This window comes from Paenibacillus sp. JCM 9796, assembly GCF_055379675.1.
The window spans coordinates 1,912,825-1,934,920 of the sequence record NZ_AP043723.1; the positions used below are offsets into that span (position 1 = coordinate 1,912,825).

At 42.1% G+C, this 22,096-nt stretch carries 18 protein-coding genes and 1 pseudogene; 7 read left to right on the forward strand and 12 right to left on the reverse strand.

Features of this window, described 5'->3' with window-relative positions; genetic code table 11:
- Positions 1-18 precede the first annotated feature (18 nt).
- Positions 19-519, reverse strand: coding sequence for a hypothetical protein (locus tag ACZ439_RS09215; protein ID WP_464620918.1), 501 nt, complete (start codon positions 517-519; stop codon positions 19-21).
- Between the two features lie 53 nt (positions 520-572).
- Here ACZ439_RS09215 and ACZ439_RS09220 point away from each other — a divergent pair, with 53 nt between their 5' ends.
- The gene (locus tag ACZ439_RS09220) at positions 573-1,529 is read left to right on the forward strand and encodes a tyrosine-type recombinase/integrase (protein WP_464620919.1); all 957 of its coding nucleotides are present in this window, start codon (positions 573-575) and stop codon (positions 1,527-1,529) included.
- A 355-nt stretch (positions 1,530-1,884) separates the two neighbouring features.
- Here the strand turns inward: ACZ439_RS09220 and ACZ439_RS09225 are convergent, their stop codons facing one another.
- The 3 genes and pseudogenes from ACZ439_RS09225 to ACZ439_RS09235 all read right to left on the reverse strand — a co-directional run.
- Positions 1,885-2,073: a hypothetical protein gene (locus ACZ439_RS09225; RefSeq protein WP_464620920.1), complete on the reverse strand. Its 189-nt coding sequence runs from the start codon at positions 2,071-2,073 to the stop codon at positions 1,885-1,887.
- Positions 2,074-2,207: 134 nt separating this feature from the next.
- A complete protein-coding gene (locus tag ACZ439_RS09230; protein ID WP_464621122.1) occupies positions 2,208-2,570 on the reverse strand; it encodes a group II intron maturase-specific domain-containing protein in 363 nt (120 codons plus the stop codon).
- Positions 2,571-2,624: 54 nt separating this feature from the next.
- Positions 2,625-3,044: pseudogene (locus ACZ439_RS09235) on the reverse strand (reverse transcriptase domain-containing protein); the annotation flags it as partial.
- Positions 3,045-3,079: 35 nt separating this feature from the next.
- Between ACZ439_RS09235 and ACZ439_RS09240 the strand changes: the two are divergent.
- The 5 genes from ACZ439_RS09240 (at position 3,080) to ACZ439_RS09260 (ending at position 7,549) form a co-directional block, all read left to right on the forward strand.
- A complete protein-coding gene (locus tag ACZ439_RS09240) occupies positions 3,080-3,232 on the forward strand; it encodes a hypothetical protein (protein WP_464620921.1) in 153 nt (50 codons plus the stop codon).
- Between the two features lie 1,119 nt (positions 3,233-4,351).
- On the forward strand, positions 4,352-4,954 hold the full coding sequence (locus tag ACZ439_RS09245; protein ID WP_464620502.1) for a DUF6431 domain-containing protein: 603 nt from the start codon (positions 4,352-4,354) through the stop codon (positions 4,952-4,954).
- A 174-nt stretch (positions 4,955-5,128) separates the two neighbouring features.
- Entirely contained in the window at positions 5,129-6,514 is a 1,386-nt protein-coding gene (locus ACZ439_RS09250) for a transposase (protein ID WP_464620503.1), read from the forward strand.
- Positions 6,511-7,314: an ExeA family protein gene (locus tag ACZ439_RS09255; RefSeq protein ID WP_054798675.1), complete on the forward strand. Its 804-nt coding sequence runs from the start codon at positions 6,511-6,513 to the stop codon at positions 7,312-7,314. The genes ACZ439_RS09250 and ACZ439_RS09255 overlap by 4 nt, the downstream gene beginning before the upstream one ends.
- A gap of 22 nt (positions 7,315-7,336) precedes the next feature.
- Positions 7,337-7,549, forward strand: coding sequence for a DUF5348 domain-containing protein (locus tag ACZ439_RS09260; protein WP_464621115.1), 213 nt, complete (start codon positions 7,337-7,339; stop codon positions 7,547-7,549).
- Positions 7,550-8,193: 644 nt separating this feature from the next.
- On the opposite strand, the gene ACZ439_RS09265 is transcribed toward ACZ439_RS09260, so the two are convergent.
- Entirely contained in the window at positions 8,194-9,087 is an 894-nt protein-coding gene (locus tag ACZ439_RS09265; RefSeq protein WP_464620922.1) for an HNH endonuclease, read from the reverse strand.
- A complete protein-coding gene (locus ACZ439_RS09270; protein ID WP_464620923.1) occupies positions 9,084-9,656 on the reverse strand; it encodes an AAA family ATPase in 573 nt (190 codons plus the stop codon). Before ACZ439_RS09270 ends, ACZ439_RS09265 begins: the two co-directional genes overlap by 4 nt.
- Before the next feature lie 448 nt (positions 9,657-10,104).
- On the opposite strand from ACZ439_RS09270, the gene ACZ439_RS09275 reads away from it, so the two are divergent.
- On the forward strand, positions 10,105-11,463 hold the full coding sequence (locus ACZ439_RS09275; RefSeq protein WP_028406325.1) for an IS4 family transposase: 1,359 nt from the start codon (positions 10,105-10,107) through the stop codon (positions 11,461-11,463).
- Here the strand turns inward: ACZ439_RS09275 and ACZ439_RS09280 are convergent.
- The 6 genes from ACZ439_RS09280 to ACZ439_RS09305 form a co-directional block, all read right to left on the reverse strand.
- Positions 11,446-12,441 carry an ATP-binding protein gene (locus tag ACZ439_RS09280; protein ID WP_464620924.1) on the reverse strand — a complete coding sequence of 332 codons (996 nt, stop codon included), beginning with the start codon at positions 12,439-12,441 and terminating at the stop codon, positions 11,446-11,448. The two genes, ACZ439_RS09275 and ACZ439_RS09280, sit on opposite strands and share 18 nt — an antisense overlap.
- Before the next feature lie 69 nt (positions 12,442-12,510).
- The gene (locus ACZ439_RS09285) at positions 12,511-12,885 is read right to left on the reverse strand and encodes a transposase (RefSeq protein WP_464620925.1); all 375 of its coding nucleotides are present in this window, start codon (positions 12,883-12,885) and stop codon (positions 12,511-12,513) included.
- A gap of 12 nt (positions 12,886-12,897) precedes the next feature.
- Positions 12,898-13,008 carry a hypothetical protein gene (locus ACZ439_RS09290; protein ID WP_464620926.1) on the reverse strand — a complete coding sequence of 37 codons (111 nt, stop codon included), beginning with the start codon at positions 13,006-13,008 and terminating at the stop codon, positions 12,898-12,900.
- Between the two features lie 178 nt (positions 13,009-13,186).
- Positions 13,187-15,967, reverse strand: a complete 2,781-nt coding sequence (locus tag ACZ439_RS09295; protein WP_464620927.1) for an nSTAND3 domain-containing NTPase — start codon at positions 15,965-15,967, stop codon at positions 13,187-13,189.
- Positions 15,968-16,593: 626 nt separating this feature from the next.
- Positions 16,594-17,898 (reverse strand): TIGR02679 domain-containing protein, encoded by a 1,305-nt coding sequence (locus ACZ439_RS09300; RefSeq protein WP_464620928.1) that lies wholly within the window; start codon positions 17,896-17,898, stop codon positions 16,594-16,596.
- 18 nt (positions 17,899-17,916) lie between these two features.
- Entirely contained in the window at positions 17,917-22,095 is a 4,179-nt protein-coding gene (locus tag ACZ439_RS09305; RefSeq protein ID WP_464620929.1) for a TIGR02680 family protein, read from the reverse strand.
- Position 22,096: the final 1 nt, after the last annotated feature.

Genomic DNA, 22,096 nt, shown 5'->3' on the forward strand with positions numbered 1-22,096 from the left:
CCAGTATTTCGTGGTTTTCTACGAGGACTTCCCCTTCCGAGAAGTCGGAACAGCCCCTACATGAAATCCACCCGACACATCATCATTCCATGAAATCAGCAGCATATCTGAATCCTGCGATCCCGAACTGAAGCCTTTTTTACCAGATACATTTGCGCCGTCCGCGGCTTTCTTACCCATAATGCTGCGCTCTAAGGGATTGGATGAATTCCCCCAGAACCAGTTGTGCTTGGCTGTTTCTCTGTAGAAATAAGCTTGCTGCCCCCGAGAGCCTTTGTAATGTGCTTGTACCAGCATGAAGAAGTGGTAGCCCAGTACATGCGCGAGTGAAGCATCCACCTTTGCCAACTCACCAATGATACGAAGCGCTAAGGACCATGGCTGTCCGTCCCCGCCATATTGCGTGGGAATAGACTGGGAACATTTAATGTCGTTAATCGCTTTGAAGCCTTGATACATAAGGCTTTCCAACGGTGATGGTATTGAAATCGCGAGTTCACCTGCAACAATAGAGTGCAAAAAATTACTCTCTTTTATCTGCGTTGTTTAGCAAATAGAAGGGAGTATTTTTTATGACTAAAATCAATGAACTGATTGATGATTTTAAGCTAAATCAAGAAATTTTGGGTAGAGACAAGATGTACGTTGATCTCTGCATGTTTCGACTGCACAGATGGGAGAAGTTCACGGTTGAGGTGTTAGGTGTTACTGAAACAGAGGAAGTGACTCAGCTTCATATCAAAAAGTATATACAGGAGTGTCAGCGTATCGGGAGGGAAGCGAACAGAACGATAAATAATAACATTGCTACGTTAAAAGTGTTTTTTCTGTATTTGGTGAGCGAAGAGTTTATCGATGAACAGGATAACCCGATGCGTAGGATTCGAAATCTCAAAGAAGAGAAGACGGTCATCGTCACTTTCAATGATGATGAAGTGTCGCGGATAATAAATGACCTGAAAGAAGAGACGTATTCTAATGTCCGCGACAAACTAATTCTTATTATGCTTTTTGACACTGGTATAAGGGTCTCTGAGCTGTGTAACATCAAAAACAATGATATAGCAAGGAGACACATTTTAATTCATGGGAAAGGCTCTAAACAGCGTCTGGTGTATATAAGCAATATCATGCGGAAGTACATGAGGAGGTACGAAGCATTAAAGCAGGAACGATTTAAAAAAAGACAACAGGATGAAATCGAGGAATACTATTTCCTAGACCAATCCGCTGTAAGATTGTCTCGCTCCCGCATTAATAAAATTTTGAAAGAACATTGCAGTAATGCTGGGGTAAGAAAAGAAGTTAGGTGTTCGCCTCATGATTGTCGTCATTATTTCGCCCAGAAGCAGTTGCGAAATGGCATTGATATTTATAGTTTGAGTAGGCTAATGGGTCATTTTGATACGCAAATAACTTCGAAGTATTTAAGGGGATTAGAGCAAGATGACATTTTGCAGACTGGACGTTTGCATAGTCCGCTGAATGGAGTGAAGATAAAACAAGGTTTAATGGGGGGACTAAAATGACAATGTTTCACATTGACCTTGATAATGCAACTACCCAACGATTGCTACAGATCGCTCAGCGCCATTGTAAGCTCGCTTTGGAACATTCCAAGGTAAATGTCCTGCCAGACCGTAGAGGATCCATAAGAGCCTATATTGAACGTCTCTGGGCAGAGTGGGATGCTTTGTTGGAGTCCTTCAAGCAGGAGGGCGTAAAATGAACGAGGAATTTGAGGAATATTAACAGCTTACTCGGTTTAACTTGTCTTGTACGTTTTTAGGGTTAATAGAATATTTATAACCTTATTGAGTGTCTTCGCGAGGTCTGGCTCTTTCCATAAGTTTTGTTGCATCAACCGAGTTTACTGTAATCATTTCACATTTCCCCTTTAATAAGAATTTTGATTTTTTTCTTCAATACATCCGAAATCATGTAAGCACTATTTCCTAGCCATCTACTTATGTGTTCTCTGGATACACCACATGAGGTAGCAATGAATCTAATAGAGGTTCCATATTTCTTCTTGAACCCGTGTACCGCTTGTCGTAGTTCATTGTCATTCATTTGAATCATCTCCTTAACGTGATTTATGAAGCTAGAGTAAAGGGCTGAGAAATTTTCAGCCCCTCCTCATCAAACCGTACGTGAGGTTTTCCCTCATACGGCTTTCCGATGTTCGTCATTCATGTGCATGCGATTTACAAGAGCGTCTTTAGTCCGTGCATTTGGCTAAGAAGTTTAACTTCATATCCGGAACTGCGCCAGTTCCTTCGCTGGCGCTTCTTTGCGTACCATTTCGTCAGCCGCGTCCGGATGTACCAGTCTAGCTTTGCCATCCACTTTACGCTGTACGGCGTGGCGTAATAGTTCTTCCAACCTTGTATTCTCAGGTTGAGCCACTCCACATGTTCTTGGAATGAGATGTGTCGCATGTTTGGCGGCGCGAGTCGTTCCTTTACCACTTCCCGTATGTGCTTTTCTGCTTTTGCGCAGAGCCGTTGTTGGGTTGTGTAGTACACGTGGTTCTGTCCCGTTTCTGCTCTCGTTTTCCGGTGGTGCATGCCGAGGAAGTCGAATCCTTCTTCTCCCGTCCACAGACCAACAATTCGCGTCTTCTCGGGGTGCAAGACCAGTTCCAACCGCTCCATAATCGTTTGTATTAGTTTGTAAGCATGAAGCGCGTCTTTCCTTGTCTTGCACACCACGACGAAGTCGTCTGCGTACCGCGTTAATTCCCCAACACCTTTACCATGTTTCTCTCATAGGCGGTCGAAGTAATTCAGGTAGATGTTCGCCAGTAGCGGAGATATAACTCCGCCTTGCGGCGTTCCCAAGTCGGAACGTCTAACCGTTCCTTCCTCCATCACACCTGCTTCGAGCCACCCGCGGATCAGCTTAAGAACACGTCTGTCGCTGACTCTCATTTCTACCAGCTTCATCAGCTTCTCTTGGTTGATGTTGTCAAAGTAGCCTTGGATGTCGACGTCGACCACCCAATTGCCCTTGCGGTTGCAGGCTTTGCGAATTCGCTCCAGCGCTTGTTTCGCGCCGCGTTTCGGACGAAAGCCGAATGAGCATTCCTGAAAATCGTTTCAAAGATTGGTTCCAGTATGGACTTCGTTGCCATTTGCACGACGCGGTCTCTTACCGTTGGGATGCCGAGCGGACGCTTTCGTCCGTCTTTCTTCGGGATATAGTGGCGGCGTACGGCTGGGGATGGTAGGTTTTCCTCAGGAGTCGCTCTTGGCATTCTGTTAAAAATCGGTCTTCACCGATTTTCGCAATGTCTGCCAACGTCTCTCCGTCGATTCCCGCCGCTCCCTTATTAGCTCGTACCCTGTGCCAGGCTTCCCGCAGCACATCCATTCGGTGAACTTTGTCGTACAGCGCATGGAACTTTCTGCTTTTGCTTATCTTGGCAGCATGACCTAGCTTCTCTTGGAGTTGTTGAACTTTTCCCATTGGTGTCGTTAGCCCTATGGCATTCACTCACTCGTACCTCCTTGAAAAGCTTGAACAAAGCAGGGCGCCTTCCCTCCCGCAGGTTGTGTTGTCCTGCGTTCATTGGTACTATGTGCCCCTCGGACTCCCTTCCTGTAGATGGCTCACTTCGCACCTTTGGCTTATAGAGCATCTCGTTACGAAAAAAAAAACTTTCCGTACAGGGGAGGGTCTCCCCAGTTCACTGCATCCTCTTTCATACCATGCCGATCCCTCTACGCCGGAGGATTCTTCACTGTCGCTCCAAGATCTGAACAGCTTCCATGGCCTTCGTCTTTATGCGCTAGACTCGGCTTCCTCTCTTTCCTCTTGCGAGGCCTTTTTGACGACGCGGCAGGATTCACTTCATGTTACGGCCTGGCATGTCGCTCGCCTTGTCTCCGACAGGGCTTTCGTCGATACGCTTTTACGCACGGCTTTCGCCATACGCAAGTATCCTAGCTACGCGGGGACTTGGCTCCTCCCGCGACCGGACTTTCACCGGCTAGAAGATGCGTGCCTCTGGGCACGCCGAAAATAAAAACTCTCCGAGTTGGTCGGAGAGTCGCTCATTCATATTAGCGTGAAGTTAGCTGTGAGTTCTATTGTTTTGGTAACTAGAAAAAATAGCATATCCAGCTGACGCTTTTGTAGGGTACTATGTTGTTCGCCGCCGGATTATTTGTCGGCAAAAGCGCAACAATTTGCCATTCGGGATGGCGGCGGCTACCCCATTGTTTTACCGCCAATAGCCTAATTCCTTCTGTACAATGACGGAGGATTAGGCTATTTTAGTTAAAAAAAAGAAAAAGTGCTCCCGAACCTTTGGCGAGGATCCCCGGGAACACTTCTCTCAAAACTCATGTATAAAATACTCCATTTTGGACGTTCTTGCAAGGCCTATTTACGTTTGTACGAGGATCGAGCCCCTGAGATCGAGCTTTGTTGTGAAGCATGCGGGCGATCCCTTCATAAGCACGGACGTTACTACCGGTCGGTGACGACGAAGCATAACCTTTACCGGATTCCCATTTACCGGCTTTACTGCCCTGACTGCGGGAAAACCATATCTCTTCTTCCAGATTTCTTGGTACCGTGGGCCCGTTTTGCGACATGGGTGCGGGAGGCGGCGATCACCCGGAAATTCCAAGGGCTTTCGTATCGACAGGCGAGGAAAACCACAACCACGCCTGCTCTTCGTTATTCCCATAGTACGATGAAGCGATGGTGGAAGCGGCACATCCGGATAGCTTCTTCTGTCGCCTTATGGGTCGCAGGGCAGCTTATCTCTGCGGGGGTCGAAGGAGATCTTCTCCGTATGTATCCTCCAGGCGCAGCTAAAAAACCCGCAGATACCCTCATTTGGCTAAGGCAACTCCTGTCCTGTTACTTCCCTGTCTATTCTTGGAGACAAGGGGTCTTTGCGCTGCTCAATTCAAGGCTGCCCGGTGCTGAATTTCTCTAACCCCCCTTTTCGTCTCCGCCAAAATCCAGAAAAACATCAAACGCCGCATGGACGCCTGTCGAAAAAGGGAACATTCTGGCGGTTTGGCCCGAATCCCACAAAATATGCCTCCTGCACAAGACCATCGTGCCCATGGGATACTGTCTGAGACCTGGATAGAGAGGAGACAATGTTATGAATGAACAAGAACGACAGGCGATCGCCAACTTTCGTTATGGCTTGATCGCACCGCTCGTCAGCCGGAAACTGGAGACGGGCGAACAAATGGCTTTAATGCGGGACATTGTAAGCCACGTGTACAACACGCCAGACGGACGGGAGAAGCGGATCAGTTTACGAACGCTGGAACGATATGTCCACGATTACCGGGAAGGTGGCTGGGAGGCTCTGCTTCCCTCGGTACGGGCAGATAAGTTGCAAGCAAGAGAGACTTCGGACGATGTGCTTGAGAAGGCGAAAGCCCTCAAGCAAGAGCATCCCGGCCGCAGCGTCAGACAGATCATCGCGATTTTGGAGCTCGCCCGGTTCGTAGAGCCGGGAGTTCTGAAAGAAAGTACGCTTAGCAAACAGCTCAGACGCCACGGCATGACGCGAAAGCAGCTTATGAGCAGTGGCTGGAGCGAGTTTCGCCGATTTGAAGCAACACACCGCAACGCCATGTGGCAAGGTGATGTACAGCATACGCTCCATTTGCCGCATCCGGATAAACCGGGCAAAAAAGCAATGGCTTATCTGGTCATCTTCATCGACGATTATTCCCGGTTTGTCGTACACGGGCAATTCTACTTCGAGGAGCGTGTGGCCCGGCTCGAGGACTGCTTAAAGAAGGCCATTCTGAAGCACGGCGTTCCCGAATCGATTTATGTAGACAATGGTGCAATTTATTCCTCGCATCACTTTGAGCGGATCTGCGGGCGTCTAAGGACGGAGCTCAAGCACACAAAGCCCGGCCGCCCCCAAGGACGCGGAAAACAAGAAAAGTTCTTCCGGTTCGTTGACCAAAGCTTTGTCCCGGAAGCTTACGCTTTGATCGAGCAAGACAAGATTCGAACGCTGTCCGACTTGAATCGGTTTTTCTCTGCATGGCTCGAGATCGCTTACCACCAGAAAATTCACAACAGCTTCAAACAGCGCCCGATCGACCGCTACCAGAAAGATGATCACCCGATTCGTACAATCCCGCCGCATGAGCTCGTGGAGGTCTTTCTACTCGAGGAAACCCGCAAAGCGGATAAAACCGGCTGTATTTCGTTACTAGGGCAAACGTTCGAGGTGGAAACGAAGCTGGCCGGCAGCCAGGTGCAGGTCCGATTTGATCCGCACGATCTGAGCTTGATCCAAGTATGGAAAGATGAAGTTCGTTATGAGGATGCCAAACCGCTGAAGCTCCGGGATCCGAAGCAAAAACCAAAGAAGTCTGAGATGGAAACAGCCAACCCGGTGCCTCCCAAGACGGGACTGAACTATGTCGAGCTCCTGGTTGAAGAACAAAAGAGACAGCATCGCGAAACACAAGGGGCGGCTCTTTCGCTCGCTATGAAGGAGGTAAAACAGCCATGATTCGAAGCTTCTTTGGATGGGAGCGAAACCCGTTTACAAGGGAGATTGAGATCCGGCACCTTCATCGCTCCCAGCGCTTTGAGGAGTGCGTTGCGCGGATGCAGTACATGGTCATGACAAGGTCGATTGGCTGTGTCACAGGCGAGATCGGCTGCGGAAAATCTACAGCCGTCCGTTGTCTAAAAGACCAGCTCGATGCAAACAAATACCGGTTCCTCTACTTGTCTGACGCGAATCTGAAGCCCCGGGACTTCTACCGGGAACTGCTTCACCACTTTGGGCTGACACCGAAATTTTTACGCAGCGAAGCAAAGCGGCAGTTTCAGCACCTGGTATGGGATCTCTATGAAAACCAGCAGAAAGTGACCGTTATTGTAATTGATGAAGCACACCTTCTGTCCGGCGATATGCTGCAGGAGGTCAGATTCCTAACGAACTTTAATATGGATTCGGTGTCGCCGCTTGCGCTGCTTTTGATCGGGCAGCCGGAACTGCAGGCGACACTACAGCTTCGCATATTTCGGCCGATTACCCAGCGGATGAACATCCGCTTTCACCTGGAAGGACTATCTTTACAAGAAACGAGGGATTACATTGGGCACCAGCTTGAAGTAGCTGGCAGCACGCATCCGGTGTTTACGACCGAAGCGATGGACGCGATCTATGCGCATACGAGGGGAATTAGCCGTGAGGTGAACAACGTATGTACAGCCGCCCTTCTCGAAGCTGTTCTGCGGAAGGATAAATTGATTGATGCCGTTCACATAAGCCGCGTCTTGACGGAATTTAAGGAGCAGTGAAGCGATGATGGAAGCATACGAAATGCGGTTCCATAAAGGAACCCGTCGATGGAGGGTGTACAGTGGCACAGAGTTGCTTTACCCTCTACACTGCGGAGATGCGATGATGTTTCAGGTAGGAAAGTTCTTCATCCCGTCTAATCTGGAAGTTGATAGTGAATGGTACGTGAAATTTGGCGATACGAAGTTCTGGTTACACCGGAAGGCTACATACCGCGTACAGCCGATCTTTTGAAACCTGTTCCTCAGAGCAGGTTTTTTTAATGCCGCTAGGCAATAGACAAATACCGATCGCTAAGAAAGTGACGGTGGCATTAACAAAAAGCCACCGTCATTGGCGGTTCCGAATTCACCGTCAAAGAAAGTGGCTGATGACATGATTAGGTCAATATGCCTAATAATATCACAAAGATAAATGGAAGTCCTTACCTATGCGAGTTCAGACTTTCATAAACCGAACATCAGCCAATTGAAATAGAAAAGGCATCTGCCTCAGAAGCAGAGCCTACGGTAACAGAATCTATTAATTAGCGAAAAATGGGTTTTCGGTGAGCGAATCCGTTTCTTTGGGTTGGAATCCGACCATTGATGTAAAATTGATGTAATACATCAATTTTACATCAATGGTCCCGGCAAATTTAAAATCTTATCCAAAATCCCCTACCCTTACTTGAATCCCAATATAGCAGCATCATATTTGTTTTAAATATTGGCCCGACCAATTTCTATTTTCTTCTCTTTCCAATTACCTCAAAACGGAATTCGCAAAAGAAATATGGAAGCGACCTTCTCTTATATGTTTTATAGAAGCTAATGCAGGAGACGATTTTGCCATTCCTTATTCCTACTCGGGGGAATTCAATTAATTTATACATCCTTTCATGGTCTTACTAGTCGCTGATATATATCTCCAGTTAATTTTGCAAGTGGACGCTTGTAAGCATCAGAAGGTTTAAGATAATTTCCAAACAATACTCGTTTCATTTCATCTTCATTTTTGAAAAGCCGTCCAAAATTTTTTTTGTATTCTTTGAGTTGACTTTTACTGTAAAACTCACACTTTTTTGCAATTTCAAAAACTATATCTTTATGTAAGAGATACTGAGATTCTAGACCGAAAACATTAATATTGCGTTTCATCCTATCACTATATTCAAGTTTAACTTCGATATCTTCTTCTTTTAAAAAAAAGATGGCAGATTTCGGCACATAATTAACCATAATTTCTTTTTCAAAATTTATTCGTGTATCGTAAGGTGATATTGATATCCTTCGGTTATGTTTTAAAAGATTACAAGCTGGGCAGGAAGGAATCAAATTATAAAATGACATCGCTAAAAAAGGATACTTGTCCTTTGAATAAAAGTGATCGAGCTGCGAAGTTCTTTTAATTCCTTGTTCCCCAAGGTCAACATTGTTTATAAAGTTTCTATTACAATAAGGACAAACGGTAATTCCTAATTTTCTACATAAGGCCACCGCATTATAATAATTGCTCCCTATAGATTTATTGGATTTTGCGAATAAATTTTGATAAACGTTTACTAAATAATGGATTTCGCTTGGATAGCTAAATCTTCTGTATTTGTAAACAATCTTCCCAAGGAAATCCACATTAGCTAAAACAACACTCTTAAGACTGATGTGAAGTCCATTATTTAAAAACCAATTATTTACTTTATTATACATTTTTCGCTTTTTTAATTGATCTTCAAGCTCTTTGTAGTGTTCAGATGCTATATCCTCCATTTTTTTATGAGTAATACCTATCATCGGCTATTCCCTTCTCGTTGGAATTTAATTTTATCATTAAATAATTCCACTAATTTCTCTCTAATTAGTTCATCCCCGACCAATGAAATAATATATTTAGACTCAACCGTTTCTTCTTCGGATAATGACTCCTTTTGAACTAATCGGTTAATTACTGAATTTACTTTATCGAGCGCGAATTCACCGATCGTCGCAGTCATAAAAAATTTATCTATTAAAATAGAATGAATATTATTAGCAAAAGTCTGCTCAATTTCTATTTTTTTAATGACACACTTACCAGTCGTTAAATGTTTGTCTAAGGCGATTACATTTTCCTTTGGTAAGTCAGAAATAACGAAAGGTGAATGAGAAGTAATAATAATTTGGTAACGTTCATACCCTTCTTCTAATCTATTTAAGAAATTCATTACCTCAGACAGTAGTATCCTACTCCATTCAGGATGCATTGACTTGTCAGGCTCATCTAATAAAATGATTGCAGTTCTTTTTTCTTCGTATCGATTTAATGTAAGCCCATAGAATAAAGCCGAAAACAACTTAATAAAAGCCTGTTCACCATCACTCATGGGGCCAATCGAAATGACTAAAGCATTATTGAGATAATTAACTTCAGGACTTTGACATTCATCGATAAAATTCAGGAAATCTATAACTTGCTTATCTTCAAGAATGTTGATCGGGATATTAATTTGTGTTTTATCGTCAAAAAATTCTGCATTTAAGTTTAATAGATAAGAACAAGCTAAAGAAAATGACTCAAAGAATTTGTCATGATTAGTTACATCCGTATATTTCTTTATTTCATCTGAGATAATCTTTTGAACCTTTAAATAATATTCGACTTCAGTAATGTTAATTACTCAACTTTCGCAGAGCAAAAACTAGCCTAAATCCTTGCAGCCACAGGGCTACTAAGCAATCAGATACATGGCTTGCAAAATAGAAAAACACCGCTTCGTTTGGTAAAGTGAAAGTGCGAGCAATCACTATCAAACAGAAGAGGTGTCTTCCATCATGATAGACCATCAGCCCGATCTTAATCAACTGCCAAACGAATTAAAGTCTGCTTTTCAAGAACTGAACGTCATGAAACATCTTCGACAAGCTGGGTTGCGCAAGCGATTTGGTTTCAGCTGTGCCCGACTGTTCCAACTCGTCTTTGTCCTGTTGTTTCATCAAAAGAACTGGTTTCGTCTGCTCGAGAGCAGCAAGGGAGAATCGTTTCCCGGCAAAGATGCGGTGTATCGCTTCCTCAATCATGCCGGCTTTGCCTGGCGTCGCTTTCTGACATCACTCAGTGTCGCCACGGTACGGAAGGTCAGCACTCTTACGTCTGTCGACCGGGACACCGTCTTCATCGTTGACGATTCGATGTTCGAACGCAATCGCAGCAAGGCTGTTGAGTTGCTCGCCCGATTCAAAGATCATGCCACCGGCGCTTATTACAAAGGATTTCGTATGCTCACCATGGGCTGGTCCGACGGGCATACCTTCTTGCCGCTCGACTTCGCGCTGCTCAGTTCAAGCAAGTCTGCCATCAACGGCATGAGCGAGAACATCGACAAACGATCGCACGGCTACAAGCGCCGTCAGGAATCGCTCCGATCGGCTCCGCAGGTCATTGCGTCCATGCTGGATCGCGCTTTGGCAGCAGGGGCGACCGCCTCCTACGTCTTGATGGACAGCTGGTTTACGCATGCGCCTCTCATTGGCGAAGTCATTGCCCGCGGGCTCGACGTGATCGGCATGGTCAAGAATGACAATAAGCGTTTCCTGGTTCAAGGCCGGAAGCTGTCGCTCAAAGAACTGTACGCGGCAGCGTTTCCTGTGGTGAGCAACAAGCGTGGCATTCTCCGCTGCATTCGAACCGAGCTTGCCCCAGACATTCCGGTTCGCGTGGTGTTCGTTCGTCATCGTACGAAGAAGAATGAATGGCTCGCTATTTTGACGACAGACCTTTCCCTTTCCGTAGAGGACGTGATCCGCATCTACGCGATTCGCTGGGACATTGAGGTCTTCTTCAAGTGCACCAAATCACTGCTTCGTTTGCAAAAAGAGTTTCAAGGCCGCTCCTATGATTTGCTGATCAGCCATACGACGCTTGTGTTTTCGCGCTACATCCTGCTGGCTTGGCAGCATCGGCAAAGCACCGATGCGCGCTCCTTCGGAGGCTTGTTTTATTTGCTATGCGACGAAGTCGGTACGCTCGATTGGGCGGTTGCCTTACAACAATTGCTCGATCTCATCAACGAAATTGCCACGAAGGCCGGCAAAAAGCTTTCGGCTCTGATACAGCGTCAACTCCAGCAATGGATTGCCGTTTTGCCCAGTTACATCAAGGCTTGTTTGCCGATTTCATGCTGCGAAAGTTGAGTTAATTAGATCAGTTTCATTTATCAGCTTTTTATAATTACTATTACTAATTATCGCTTTCTCTTTTTCAAATTGCTTTAAGGAAGCGTAACTGTAATATATGTACTGTTCCATAAAATTAAGAATAAATTGATGCTTCAATTCCTCTTTTGTGTAAATTCTCGATACACGATCTAATATTTTTGTAAATTTTTCATTCTCTATTTTTAAATCAATGTCTATATATTCATCATTGTAATCTATACTATAATTAACTCTTACGTACACACTTTCGTTAAGATTAAATAGATGCTTTGAATTTTTTTTAAAAGTTGAGTTATTAAAATAAGTGATTAATTTATACATCGACAATTTATTAATGTCATTATGATCAATTTTCGCTCTATTGAATAGAGCGGAATCTGCATTTCTTTCAACACTATTTTTCGAATAGTTGATACCAAAATTACTATTATGATCAAAGTCTTTTATATAATAAATATGGTCATTACGATGATACTGTTCTTTAAACTGAAGGAAACTAATAAATTCAAATTTATTTTTCTTAGGAAGCTTTCTGATTAGTAGACTATATGGCTCTGTTACATAATTTAAAGAATTTAGAGAACTACCGACAGTCGGATTATTCACGATGTTCGGCTCAATTAATTCAAAACCTCTACCTTCAATAGCATAAATATCATCACTCATGTGATATAAAATAAAATATTTTGCATTAAATGCCATTTTTCTTTCTTTATAATTAAAACCGAGTAGGTCCATGAGATTTGTTTTGCCTGCCCCATTTTTTCCGATAATAGCATGGACATTTTCGATTTTTTCTTCGAATAATAAATTATTAATAGTTAAATTTCTAATTACTAGCTCCCTGTAACCCTTGTTATTATTATTAAATTTAACATCAAAATTTGATGATAATTTAAATCCAGTATTTTCAATGTTACGATAATCTGATACCCATAAATAAATCAACTCCATACATATTATCCCCTTAATTAAAGATAATTTTCTCGATCTGTATCTCCTTACTAGGGTCTGTACGCAAACCTATTTGAGCCATAAACGAATGGAAAGCAGCGTCAAAAAAGCTATGAACATGTTCGCTGTTTTTTCATAGCGAGTGGCCAGACGTCGATAGTTTTTTACTTTATTGAAAATGCATTCAATTAAATGGTGCTCTTTATACGTTTCAGAATCTAACAGGCGCTTTACCTGCCGATTGCGTTTGCTTGGGATAACCGCAGTGATTGCTCGGCTTTGTAGAAGCTCCAGAATGGCATTGGTATCGTAGGCACGATCAGCCAACACTTCGCTCGGATAGTAGTCCAGTTCTTGAAGAAAGCGATAGCCGGTGACAGAATCGTGGTCTTGTCCTGACGTCAATTCGAACGTAGTGATAGCCGAGCGCGTCCACCATCGCATGAATTTTGGTGGTTAATCCTCCACGCGAACTCGGATGGCTTGCCGGTCCTGCCCCCTTTTGCGCCCAACCTCTTTTTTCCATTTTGGAAGCTGATTGGGGTGAACTTCCAGCTCAGACGCCAACTTAGGGATTTTTCTTCCTTGAAAATTTCCAGTACCGCTTTTACTTTAAAGTCACTTGTATATGATTTTCGCATATTTTCATCATACACCTTCACACCTTAAATTTCGTCATTTTTTTGTCTGGTTTTCTTTAGCCATTTTAAGATAGCATTGGCATTTTCGAGTACATCAACAAAAATCATGAGAGCCAATAGGTATCTTCAAATAATTCAACTATATTCTCAATAGGCTCTTGAAATTGTTGCTTATATTCATCGCTTTGACTATACATCATTTCATTATATTTTCGCTCGATCATGTCATGAATATCGATATCTTCACTTAAAATGGTGTCTATATCAAAATCCTCAGCAGTAATCGAATTTATTCCCCGTTTGTCTAACTTAGCATTCATTATCTCTGTAATCTGGTCGTGAATATCATCTACAGTGCCTTGAAGAACAAAATTTGTCATTTCATAAACATCCTCATATTCTTCAAGCTCATCATAGTTGTCCTCAATTTCAGATGTAATTTTGGATAGAATATCTTCTTGGACATCCCAAATGACTTCTGATGTAATTCTTTCAATTATGCTTGATTGTACTATTGGGAATTTATAAAAGGCTTCTTTTAAAGATGCATAATATCTTTCTTGAATATCAACAAGGATATCCCAAAAAACATCGCACCTAGCGATGGAATCCATAATGACTTTTAAATACTTTTCATCTGCCAGAATCTCTTTTAAATCATATTCGTTATCACTTTTTATCAATTCTGCAAAAACAATTGGAAATTCATATGCAAAATAGAGCCTTGAATTTGCTTCAATACTGTCATACTGTGTTGCAAATATTTCGTGAACGAAATGTTGAATATTTGATTTGTGTATACCGCAGGCAACCAAATCAGATTCATTAAGGTGTATTAACAATATTTTTAACACATATAAATACGGTGGAGGTGCAAACATAAATTCCATATTTGAAAATACTTGCTTAGAAAAAGTAGTGAGTCGTTTGAAAATTCCATCTTTTATTTGTGTTATAAGAAGATTTTTTGGCACCTTACAGGTTATTAATCGCTCTATTTGTTCGTAATACATTGAGTGATTTATTATTGCTTCCATTTCATCACTGTTCTCCGATAAATGGTTTAATAAGAAATCATTTATTGACGGGTTTAGGACACCAACTCGTTGTTCACCATGAAACACCTCGAGCTTAACGAGCGATTCCGTTAATCGATTAATAGAATTATTGAAATAGTTTATTGTTGTATCAGACTTTTCATCTTTTATTCTTTTCTCAAAACATTCCTTCAAGATTTCAATGGGCACATTTGTATTTGTTAAAGAAAAAAGAGTATTCAATAAAATACGATCCAGTTTTTCTAATCCTTCATATTCTTCTTTCCAAATTTGTGACGGATTTGCTAAGGTTTCAAATATTTCGCCTACATAGTTTTGAGGATTAGTTTTCGTAACAAAGGGTTTACAGGTTATGTACTCCATAATTCGTGGAATAAAATTCTCGTGGATTACAATTTTACCATATATTCTATCTTGTATCACAGCTTGATAGTGTTCACTTAATAGAATTCCTTTTTCAAAAGCTCGCTTTAAATGGCAATGTAGAATATAAGCTTTTTCCACAAAAGTTAAATCTGCCATCTGTATTTCACATATATCGTTTAAACTACTAGTAACCTCAGAGTTAATTTTGGTATTTTGAAGGGCTTCTTGATATATTACACCTCTAGTATTAATAAGTAATTTTATATGATCGTATGCTCTTAAAAACCTAAACAAATCACTCAACTCACTAGAATTTATATTTTTATATTCTGTAATGGATTGTCCTAAAAAATCATTAAGTATTATTAGCGTTTTTTCTTGAGGTAGTTGTTCCCTTAAAAAGTTTTTTGCATTTCCTATATTCAATTTCTCAGAACGCAGAATTTTAAATCCATTGGTCTTATAGTCATAAGCTATCTTTTCTGATGTAATTGTTTTGCCAATTCCGGGCTGCCCTATAAGTATAACTATGTTATCTTGTTTTAAGGCTTCTAAAGCACGAGTATAATAGCTTGTTTTGACAAAAAAAGCATTAACATTTTTATCTAGTATATCAGTGAAAAATTTATCGCTCTCATTTTTACTCGATAAATTAATGGGCTTTACAGATGCAACACTGTTGCCTATTTCAAGAAATTTTGCTCTTACTGTATCTGCATTAATCATTCGATGAATAGGTTCTTTGGATGCTTGCCGTTTTTCAAGTTCTTTATCCAGCGCATCGATAATATACTGTTCTTTTCCAGAAACCGTTATAGTGTTATACAAACGACATCTTTGAATTTTTAACAGCAATGTAGCTTCAAGCTGATTCTCATCTTCCTGGTCAAACTTCCAATCAATCTGTTCAAGGAACTGGATCCACATCTCATCTGTGTACTGTTCAATTACATCTAAAAAGCCGGTCTCATTTTTTCCTGCATATTGATTTTTATAATCTTCTAACACAACGCATTTAAGATAAGGAAGAACCGTTGGATAATCTTTATCTATTAATAAATTTATTAGTTTTTCTTCTGGCAGTTCTAATTTGTTTCTTTTTAATAAATCAGTAGTACGCTCATTCGTAATTCCAGTATTCGTGTAAAAACCATAACGAATATGTTTACCAAAACGTAAAGAACAATCCAAAAAGCTCACTAAACTATTCTTTACTTCATCAGAGTTTAATGAAAAGCATTTGGATTCATAACTCTTGTCACTTTCTATGTATTCCGAATTTTTGCCATAGCCATCTTCTTTGTTCAGATAGATGTCTTCAATATGCTCACATGCTACAAGCACAGATACATTGGGGGATTTTTCAAGCTCATCAAATATTAACTGGATAGCTCTAAGACGTTGCAGCCTTTCTCCCTTGCTTTGTTCACCCACTACCCGACTGATAATACTTCTCTCCATAGGCTTCCATCCTTATTTATTGAATCTTATGCACTATGGCATTTCGACGGCATCCCACATTATTCCTTTTTATCATTCGTATTCTGGGCTATAAGGAGGGAATATCCTAAATAGGGAATATGGGTTCTTATTTTAACATGTTGAGATTAACATATCTACAAAAGATGATTTTAAACATATCTCCTTGAATTAATTGGTCAACATCAAAAAAACACTCGTTATGTCACATTCGACCGAGTGTTTAATATGAATATGTTTTGTTGTAATGCTTTAATATATAGATGTGTTGCTTTATTATTAACGAACTTAAAGTTATTGAAATATTAAGTATTTTCAACAAAAAGGATTTTAGTCACCTATCAGAAAGGTGGCGTCCGAAAAAAACACCTCTGTATCCAGATGCCTACGAAAACCTTCGATTTTCAAGCTATAAAGTTGCATATGTAAACTCACCCATTCCTCTAATTTAATATCTAGAAGAGTTCGACAAATGGTTACATTTTCCTGCAAAATAAAAAGATGAGCGACAATAGCAGTATTTCTCTCTATCACTCATTTTCATTTCATATCAATACTGCCAGTGTCATCAACGAAGAACAAATCTGCGCCGACTACATCACTGGATTTTAGGTTGTTAATTCGCGAAGAATGTCATCGTAATAATGCTCAATTAACTTCTCTTGATAGGCGGACTTCCGATATTCAAGCATAACTTGAATCAGTGCTTGAAGTTGCGGTTCTTTAATATTGGTTAACATCTTTTCAGAATCAAACATTTCATCAGATAAACTTAGCAGATAACTTTCTTTATCGAACCTCCATGGCTTAATTTTAGATTTTAAGCGCTTTACAAGACTTTCCGCGATAGATAAGCCTTGTGGGTCGTGGTCGCCAGCATAAAAAATAATATTGTTACTTTCTGCTATTTTATCGAGCAGCAGGAGTGCGGATAATTTCATTCGTCCATGAGTACACAGGATACTTGGTGTAAACGGCTTGTCTTGAAATTCTTCGATTATGCTTGAATACAACGATGAGTTCTCAACAACGAATACCTTTTGCTTATATGCTTCTACTCTCTTTATACGAAATACATCACGTAAAGGTAAATTACATATCGTCTTTTCTTCAATTGCGCCCTCAAGCACCTTAAATGAATCTTCATTATCTTTGAATCCACGAATACCGAAGCAAGAAACAAAGTTAAGCACATCATCTCGCCATATCCTGTGTGTGCTAAGGATCTCCGTGACTTCTTCTGCATTAGGATTAGTTCTGTATACCCAACCATCCCTTTCGAGCAGTAATTGTAAAAAAGAAATGAAGAGACGCCCGGCATCTGTTTTAACATCAAAGAAATGCGGATTATCGGTTACATCCGCTGCGAAAAGCGCGAGTCTTTTGGGTTGTTGAAGTGGAAGTTTATTTACTGCATTTAAGGAAGCACTTAAAACGGTTCTAAGTGCCTTTGTATCTTGTTGATAAAGTGCATGCACTTGAAGTGTGCCTGGAGACTTCTCGCTAATTTTCGCCATGATAAAGTCGGCATTGGAACCAGGATGCGTGTGATGGATTTCAATGAAGAAACGTTCTTTCTCCTGTTCAAAAGCCAATTGTTTTTCTTTGTTCGTGACGATTTTTTTGCCGGTATACGCCTCTAATAGTGTTAAGAGCTTGATGCCTGAAAATTTTGTTCCTTGGAGCTTTTCTTCAAAAAGAAGTAAGGGGACAGATAGCTTGTCCCCGTTTCTCTTAAGTTTGTCTCCGATTATGCCTCGGATGGTGATAAACTCTTCATCCGTAACGTGTTCCAGGATGGCGTTGCCGCCAATGCGTTCTAAGCCTTTGTACCGTTTTTCAAACTCAACGAAAAGACGATCAAAGCCCTTCTTCTCTTTGAAATATCTCGCAGCCTCGTTGGCTATGTTCATGACATGTTCCCCACTTAGTTAAAATAAGGCGATTTGCGATTTGAATGATTCGCTGTTGTCTTCCGGCTCTTCTTGAGATTCATCGACGGGCAGTTTCCGAATACCATTCCATGTGTAGGCTGTCGACATCACCACGTTCGCGTTGCCTAGTCGGCTTAAAACGACAATAGAAAGGTCCGGCACTTCTTCAAATGTCGCCCAAATGGCTTGTGAATTAAGCGTGTAATCAAAGTCGTACGACTCGATGACTTTGAATGCTTCCCTGATGTTCTTTTCGTCGACGCCGGCAAATGCTTCATCAAGCGCGAATATACGCGGTGCATTCGGTCTTGCATTTTGGAGTCTGGCATCTACAGCTGCAAGTAGCGGTGTATACATGGCCATCGCACGCTCGCCGCCTGAGAAGGTATTAAAATTACTTTTCTTCATTTCTCTGCGCGGCTCGCCTGTCTTGGTGTAATAAATGATGAATTGGTACCAATCGCGGTAATCAAGCACTTTCATGATGTCTTCTATAAAGGAAGAAGTGCCACTTAGTTCGGATTTGCGTTTGGCATCGTGCACTTTGGACCGGAAGTGCTGCGCAACTTTCTTTCTGTCGGTATCCGAGAGAAGGACTGGGTCTTTTTCGAGGATACGCATCAAATCCGCTGTGTCCAGTTCGTCCTCGTTTGGATTGCTTTTTGGCGACCACACCATGTCAAACTTCAGCCCACTTGATATTTGGGTGCGTTCCATGATTTCGTTGATGTGCAGTACCCATTCTTTTGCGTTGCGGATTTTTCCTTTGATGATTTCTCCGACATGATTAATGAGAATGTCTTCGTAAATCTCGATATCCTTCTCTGCCATTACATCGGCGAGAATTTTATCTCGCTCTTCGAGTTTGGTTTTGGAGTAGTTCGGCGATACCCGGCGAGCTTGGTACTCCAGCGTAACCTTTTCACGCTTCGCAATCATTATCAGTATGTCACAAAGGCTGTTTTGATCAGCAGTTAATTCCGGCGCGTCCAGTTCAAACTCGACCGGCTCCATGCTGAGATTGTATTCAGGCAGCCCTTTGTCTGCTTCACCAAAGACGGCGCCCATATCACTCTTAATTTTAACTCTATCTTTTTTCGTAAGAAGATTACCAAACTTCTGCATAACGACAGTTGCAAGAGAAACAGAGTCCGCATCTAACGGTAAGCTCAGTCGTTCTCCGAATTCTTTAACGTCTTGCAAAAGTGCTTTTTCCCAAGCGCCAACAAACCACGTTAAGAAGCGCTTTTTTTGTTCGCCAAGCGGCAAACGGTCTTTTAACGTTTTCAAGGCATTATCTAATTCCCCGAAAGAACGATTAAGGTCGGAGAGAACATTGGGTAATTCGTCTAGCTTGTCGGCAATCGACTTTGCAAGTTCGCGTATACCGTCGGCATCCATCTCTTTTAATTGTGTTTCGTAGCTATCAATCCTTACGGTAAGGCTTTTTAGTTGACCATCAAGTGCAAGTACCGCCCCTCTAGCCTCTTCGATGGCATCGCCGATTTCCTGAATTTTTTCATCTTGGTTTTCGAGCAGTGTTTGCTTATCGAAATATGAACGGCGGGCGCTTTTCATGTTTGTGAGAGCCGATCTAAAATTGCCGATGTTTTGACATTCCTGATAAATCGCTTGCTCGTTTCTGTCTACGGAAAGGGATTCAAATTCTGAGTTGATTTTAGCAAGCAGTGCATCAAGAACCGTTTTTTGTTCCTTGAACTTATCATTCAAACGCACTATGTCCGGTTCTAAAATATCGGCAATGTAGCTAACGATGGTTTCCAGTTTCAGTTTCGCGTCTTTAAGTGCGGCGAACTTCGGAAACCGTCTGAACTCTTCTTCTACTGCCCCTATAATGACTTTGCTTTCATCAATGTCGGTTTGGAGTCGCGCTATTTCATTATCCAGCCCTGCAATCTTCTCCATCAAGGAAGCTATCTTGCGCAGGCGTTCTTGTTCACGCGCATGTTTGCCAATATATTTTGCCACCCCATAGTGAGGGGCCGTACCAAAGACAAAGGAACCTTTGAAAGCACCGTTATCCGATACATAATGTGCATCAGTGTCCGAAATCGAAATCCCTTTAAGGACCGCTAAGACATCTGCTTCCGTTATTTCATCGCCACTTGCAACATCAAAGTATTGTGTTAGGTTGTTTGTAGTTGCGGGATTGTTGCTGCTTTGGACTGCCTGAGTCTGCGCCGCGCCTTGATAGGGAGCCGGCACAATAAGCGAGGTCAAAATACCCGCTTCCGCGAGCACGGATTCTAAGCGTGATTTCTGCTCGTCTGAGAGGCTTTGTTTGAATTCAACCGCAGCATAGAAAGGGACAAAGGGGATGCCTGTCGCTTTAAGTTCTGCGATTTGTTTTTGTTTTGGTTCAGGAAGTTCAGGTTCAATTTCCTCGCTTGCTTCAAGCGCCGCCTTTTCCTGTTCTGCACGTGATTTCTCATCCATTTTGGCCTGCTTTTGAGAAGCGAGCGATACTTGTGTAAGCTGAAGATTGGAGATTTGCTCATCCCGCTCCCGCAGGATAGGTGCAAGCATCTCTTCCTCGGTTACCGATTCCAAGTAGCCATTCATCATCCGCTTAACCGTCGTAGCGCTATTAATGCTAAGTGTGAAGGTGTGAAGGTCTTTTATCCAGGTCTCAACTTCGACATAGCTATTATTACGTTCGCGGTCGTATTGGTCCGCTTGGTCACTTCTAAGCTGCCTTTGTGCATCCAATGCCGTTTGCTTTTCTCCGATTTGTTCGCGCATGTCGGTAAAGGTGCGTTTCTTTTGCTCGTAATCGGACCACTGTTTATGAAGCGATTCAAGCTGCTGAAGGCGAACCCGTGTCTGCGTCTCCCAATGGGAAAAATCATACCTTCCTTCATTTACATGCCGTTTGTAATGGTCAATGAAAGCGTCATAAATATCCGCGAACGAAGTGTCGTAAGCGATTTCTTCTAGGTTTTCTAGTACGGCTTTCATTTCTTTTTCAATTTCCCAAAGGTCGTCTTCAATTCTGCGGCGGACATCCTGTTCGAATGATAATGCTTGTTTTTTGTTGTCGAAACGGGACGACTTGTCTATTTTGTCGCCCTCTAGCTTTTGAAATGTGTTTTTAGCCGAATTGAGTGCATCTTCAAGATTACTAACTTCTTCATGTTTAAGTTCAGACCTTGCTTCTTTTAGCCCTTCGATTTCACTTTTAATCGCTTGGATTTGAAGCTCGGTAGCATTATATGCTTCGGTTTTATCGGCAATTTCAGCAAGTGTGGCGTCATATTCGGCGTTCACGTTTTGCAACTCTTGCATATAATCAAGGAAATGTTTTGCCTTATCCGCAAACACGTAAGAAACGTAATCGTCGTAGCCTTTGTCGAGTTTAACGGCGAACGATAGGTCGGCTTGCGTCTTCACGATTTCGCGCTGGGTTTGATCTTGTGCTTGGACGGTTGTTGTCAGAGCCGACAATTCCTGTTCGGTTAGAGAAGGCAACGAATGATTAAGAGTGTCCTTCAAATCATCAGGTCCGCCACCTTTTGTAAGCTTCGGGCTTTTCAAACGAACGAGCACATCGGTATACAGTTTAAGACCGGATTCATCTGGGAATCCAAACAAGCGATCGTTCATGTGTTTGGCATACTGGTTTAAATCCACCACATTACCAGAGTCTCCAACGTCGTTTGTGAATTGCTTTCTATCCTTTGGGATGTTTTCAAAGGAGCCGTCGAGCATTTCGGCTGTGTAGAGAGAAAGCGAATTTTTTCCTTTATTAATACGGCGATTCGGAATAACAAAGCCCCATGCATCCTCCATCTTTCGGTTTTTGCGTTTGGCGTGCATGCCAATGCCGGTTGTCATGTACTCTTCTTTATCGCCTAATTTGTACTCGACAACTACGTAACCAATGCGCTCTGTGATATCTTTGTTGAGTGATTCTTCCCCAAGTAAAATATCATAAAACTTGCGGTCACTTGATTCAAACGGGTCCAGACGTTTAGGGTCTTTATTGCCATCGATAAGAAAAGTGAAGACCGTATTCATGGCAACGGACTTTCCCGCGCCATTGTGACCTTTAATGAGCAGTCTGCCATTTCTAAATTTATATTCTTCGTTTGGGAAGTACCAATAGTTAAAGAAAATAATGCGGTTTGGTTTCCAGCGTTCGGAATCCCGTTTCATA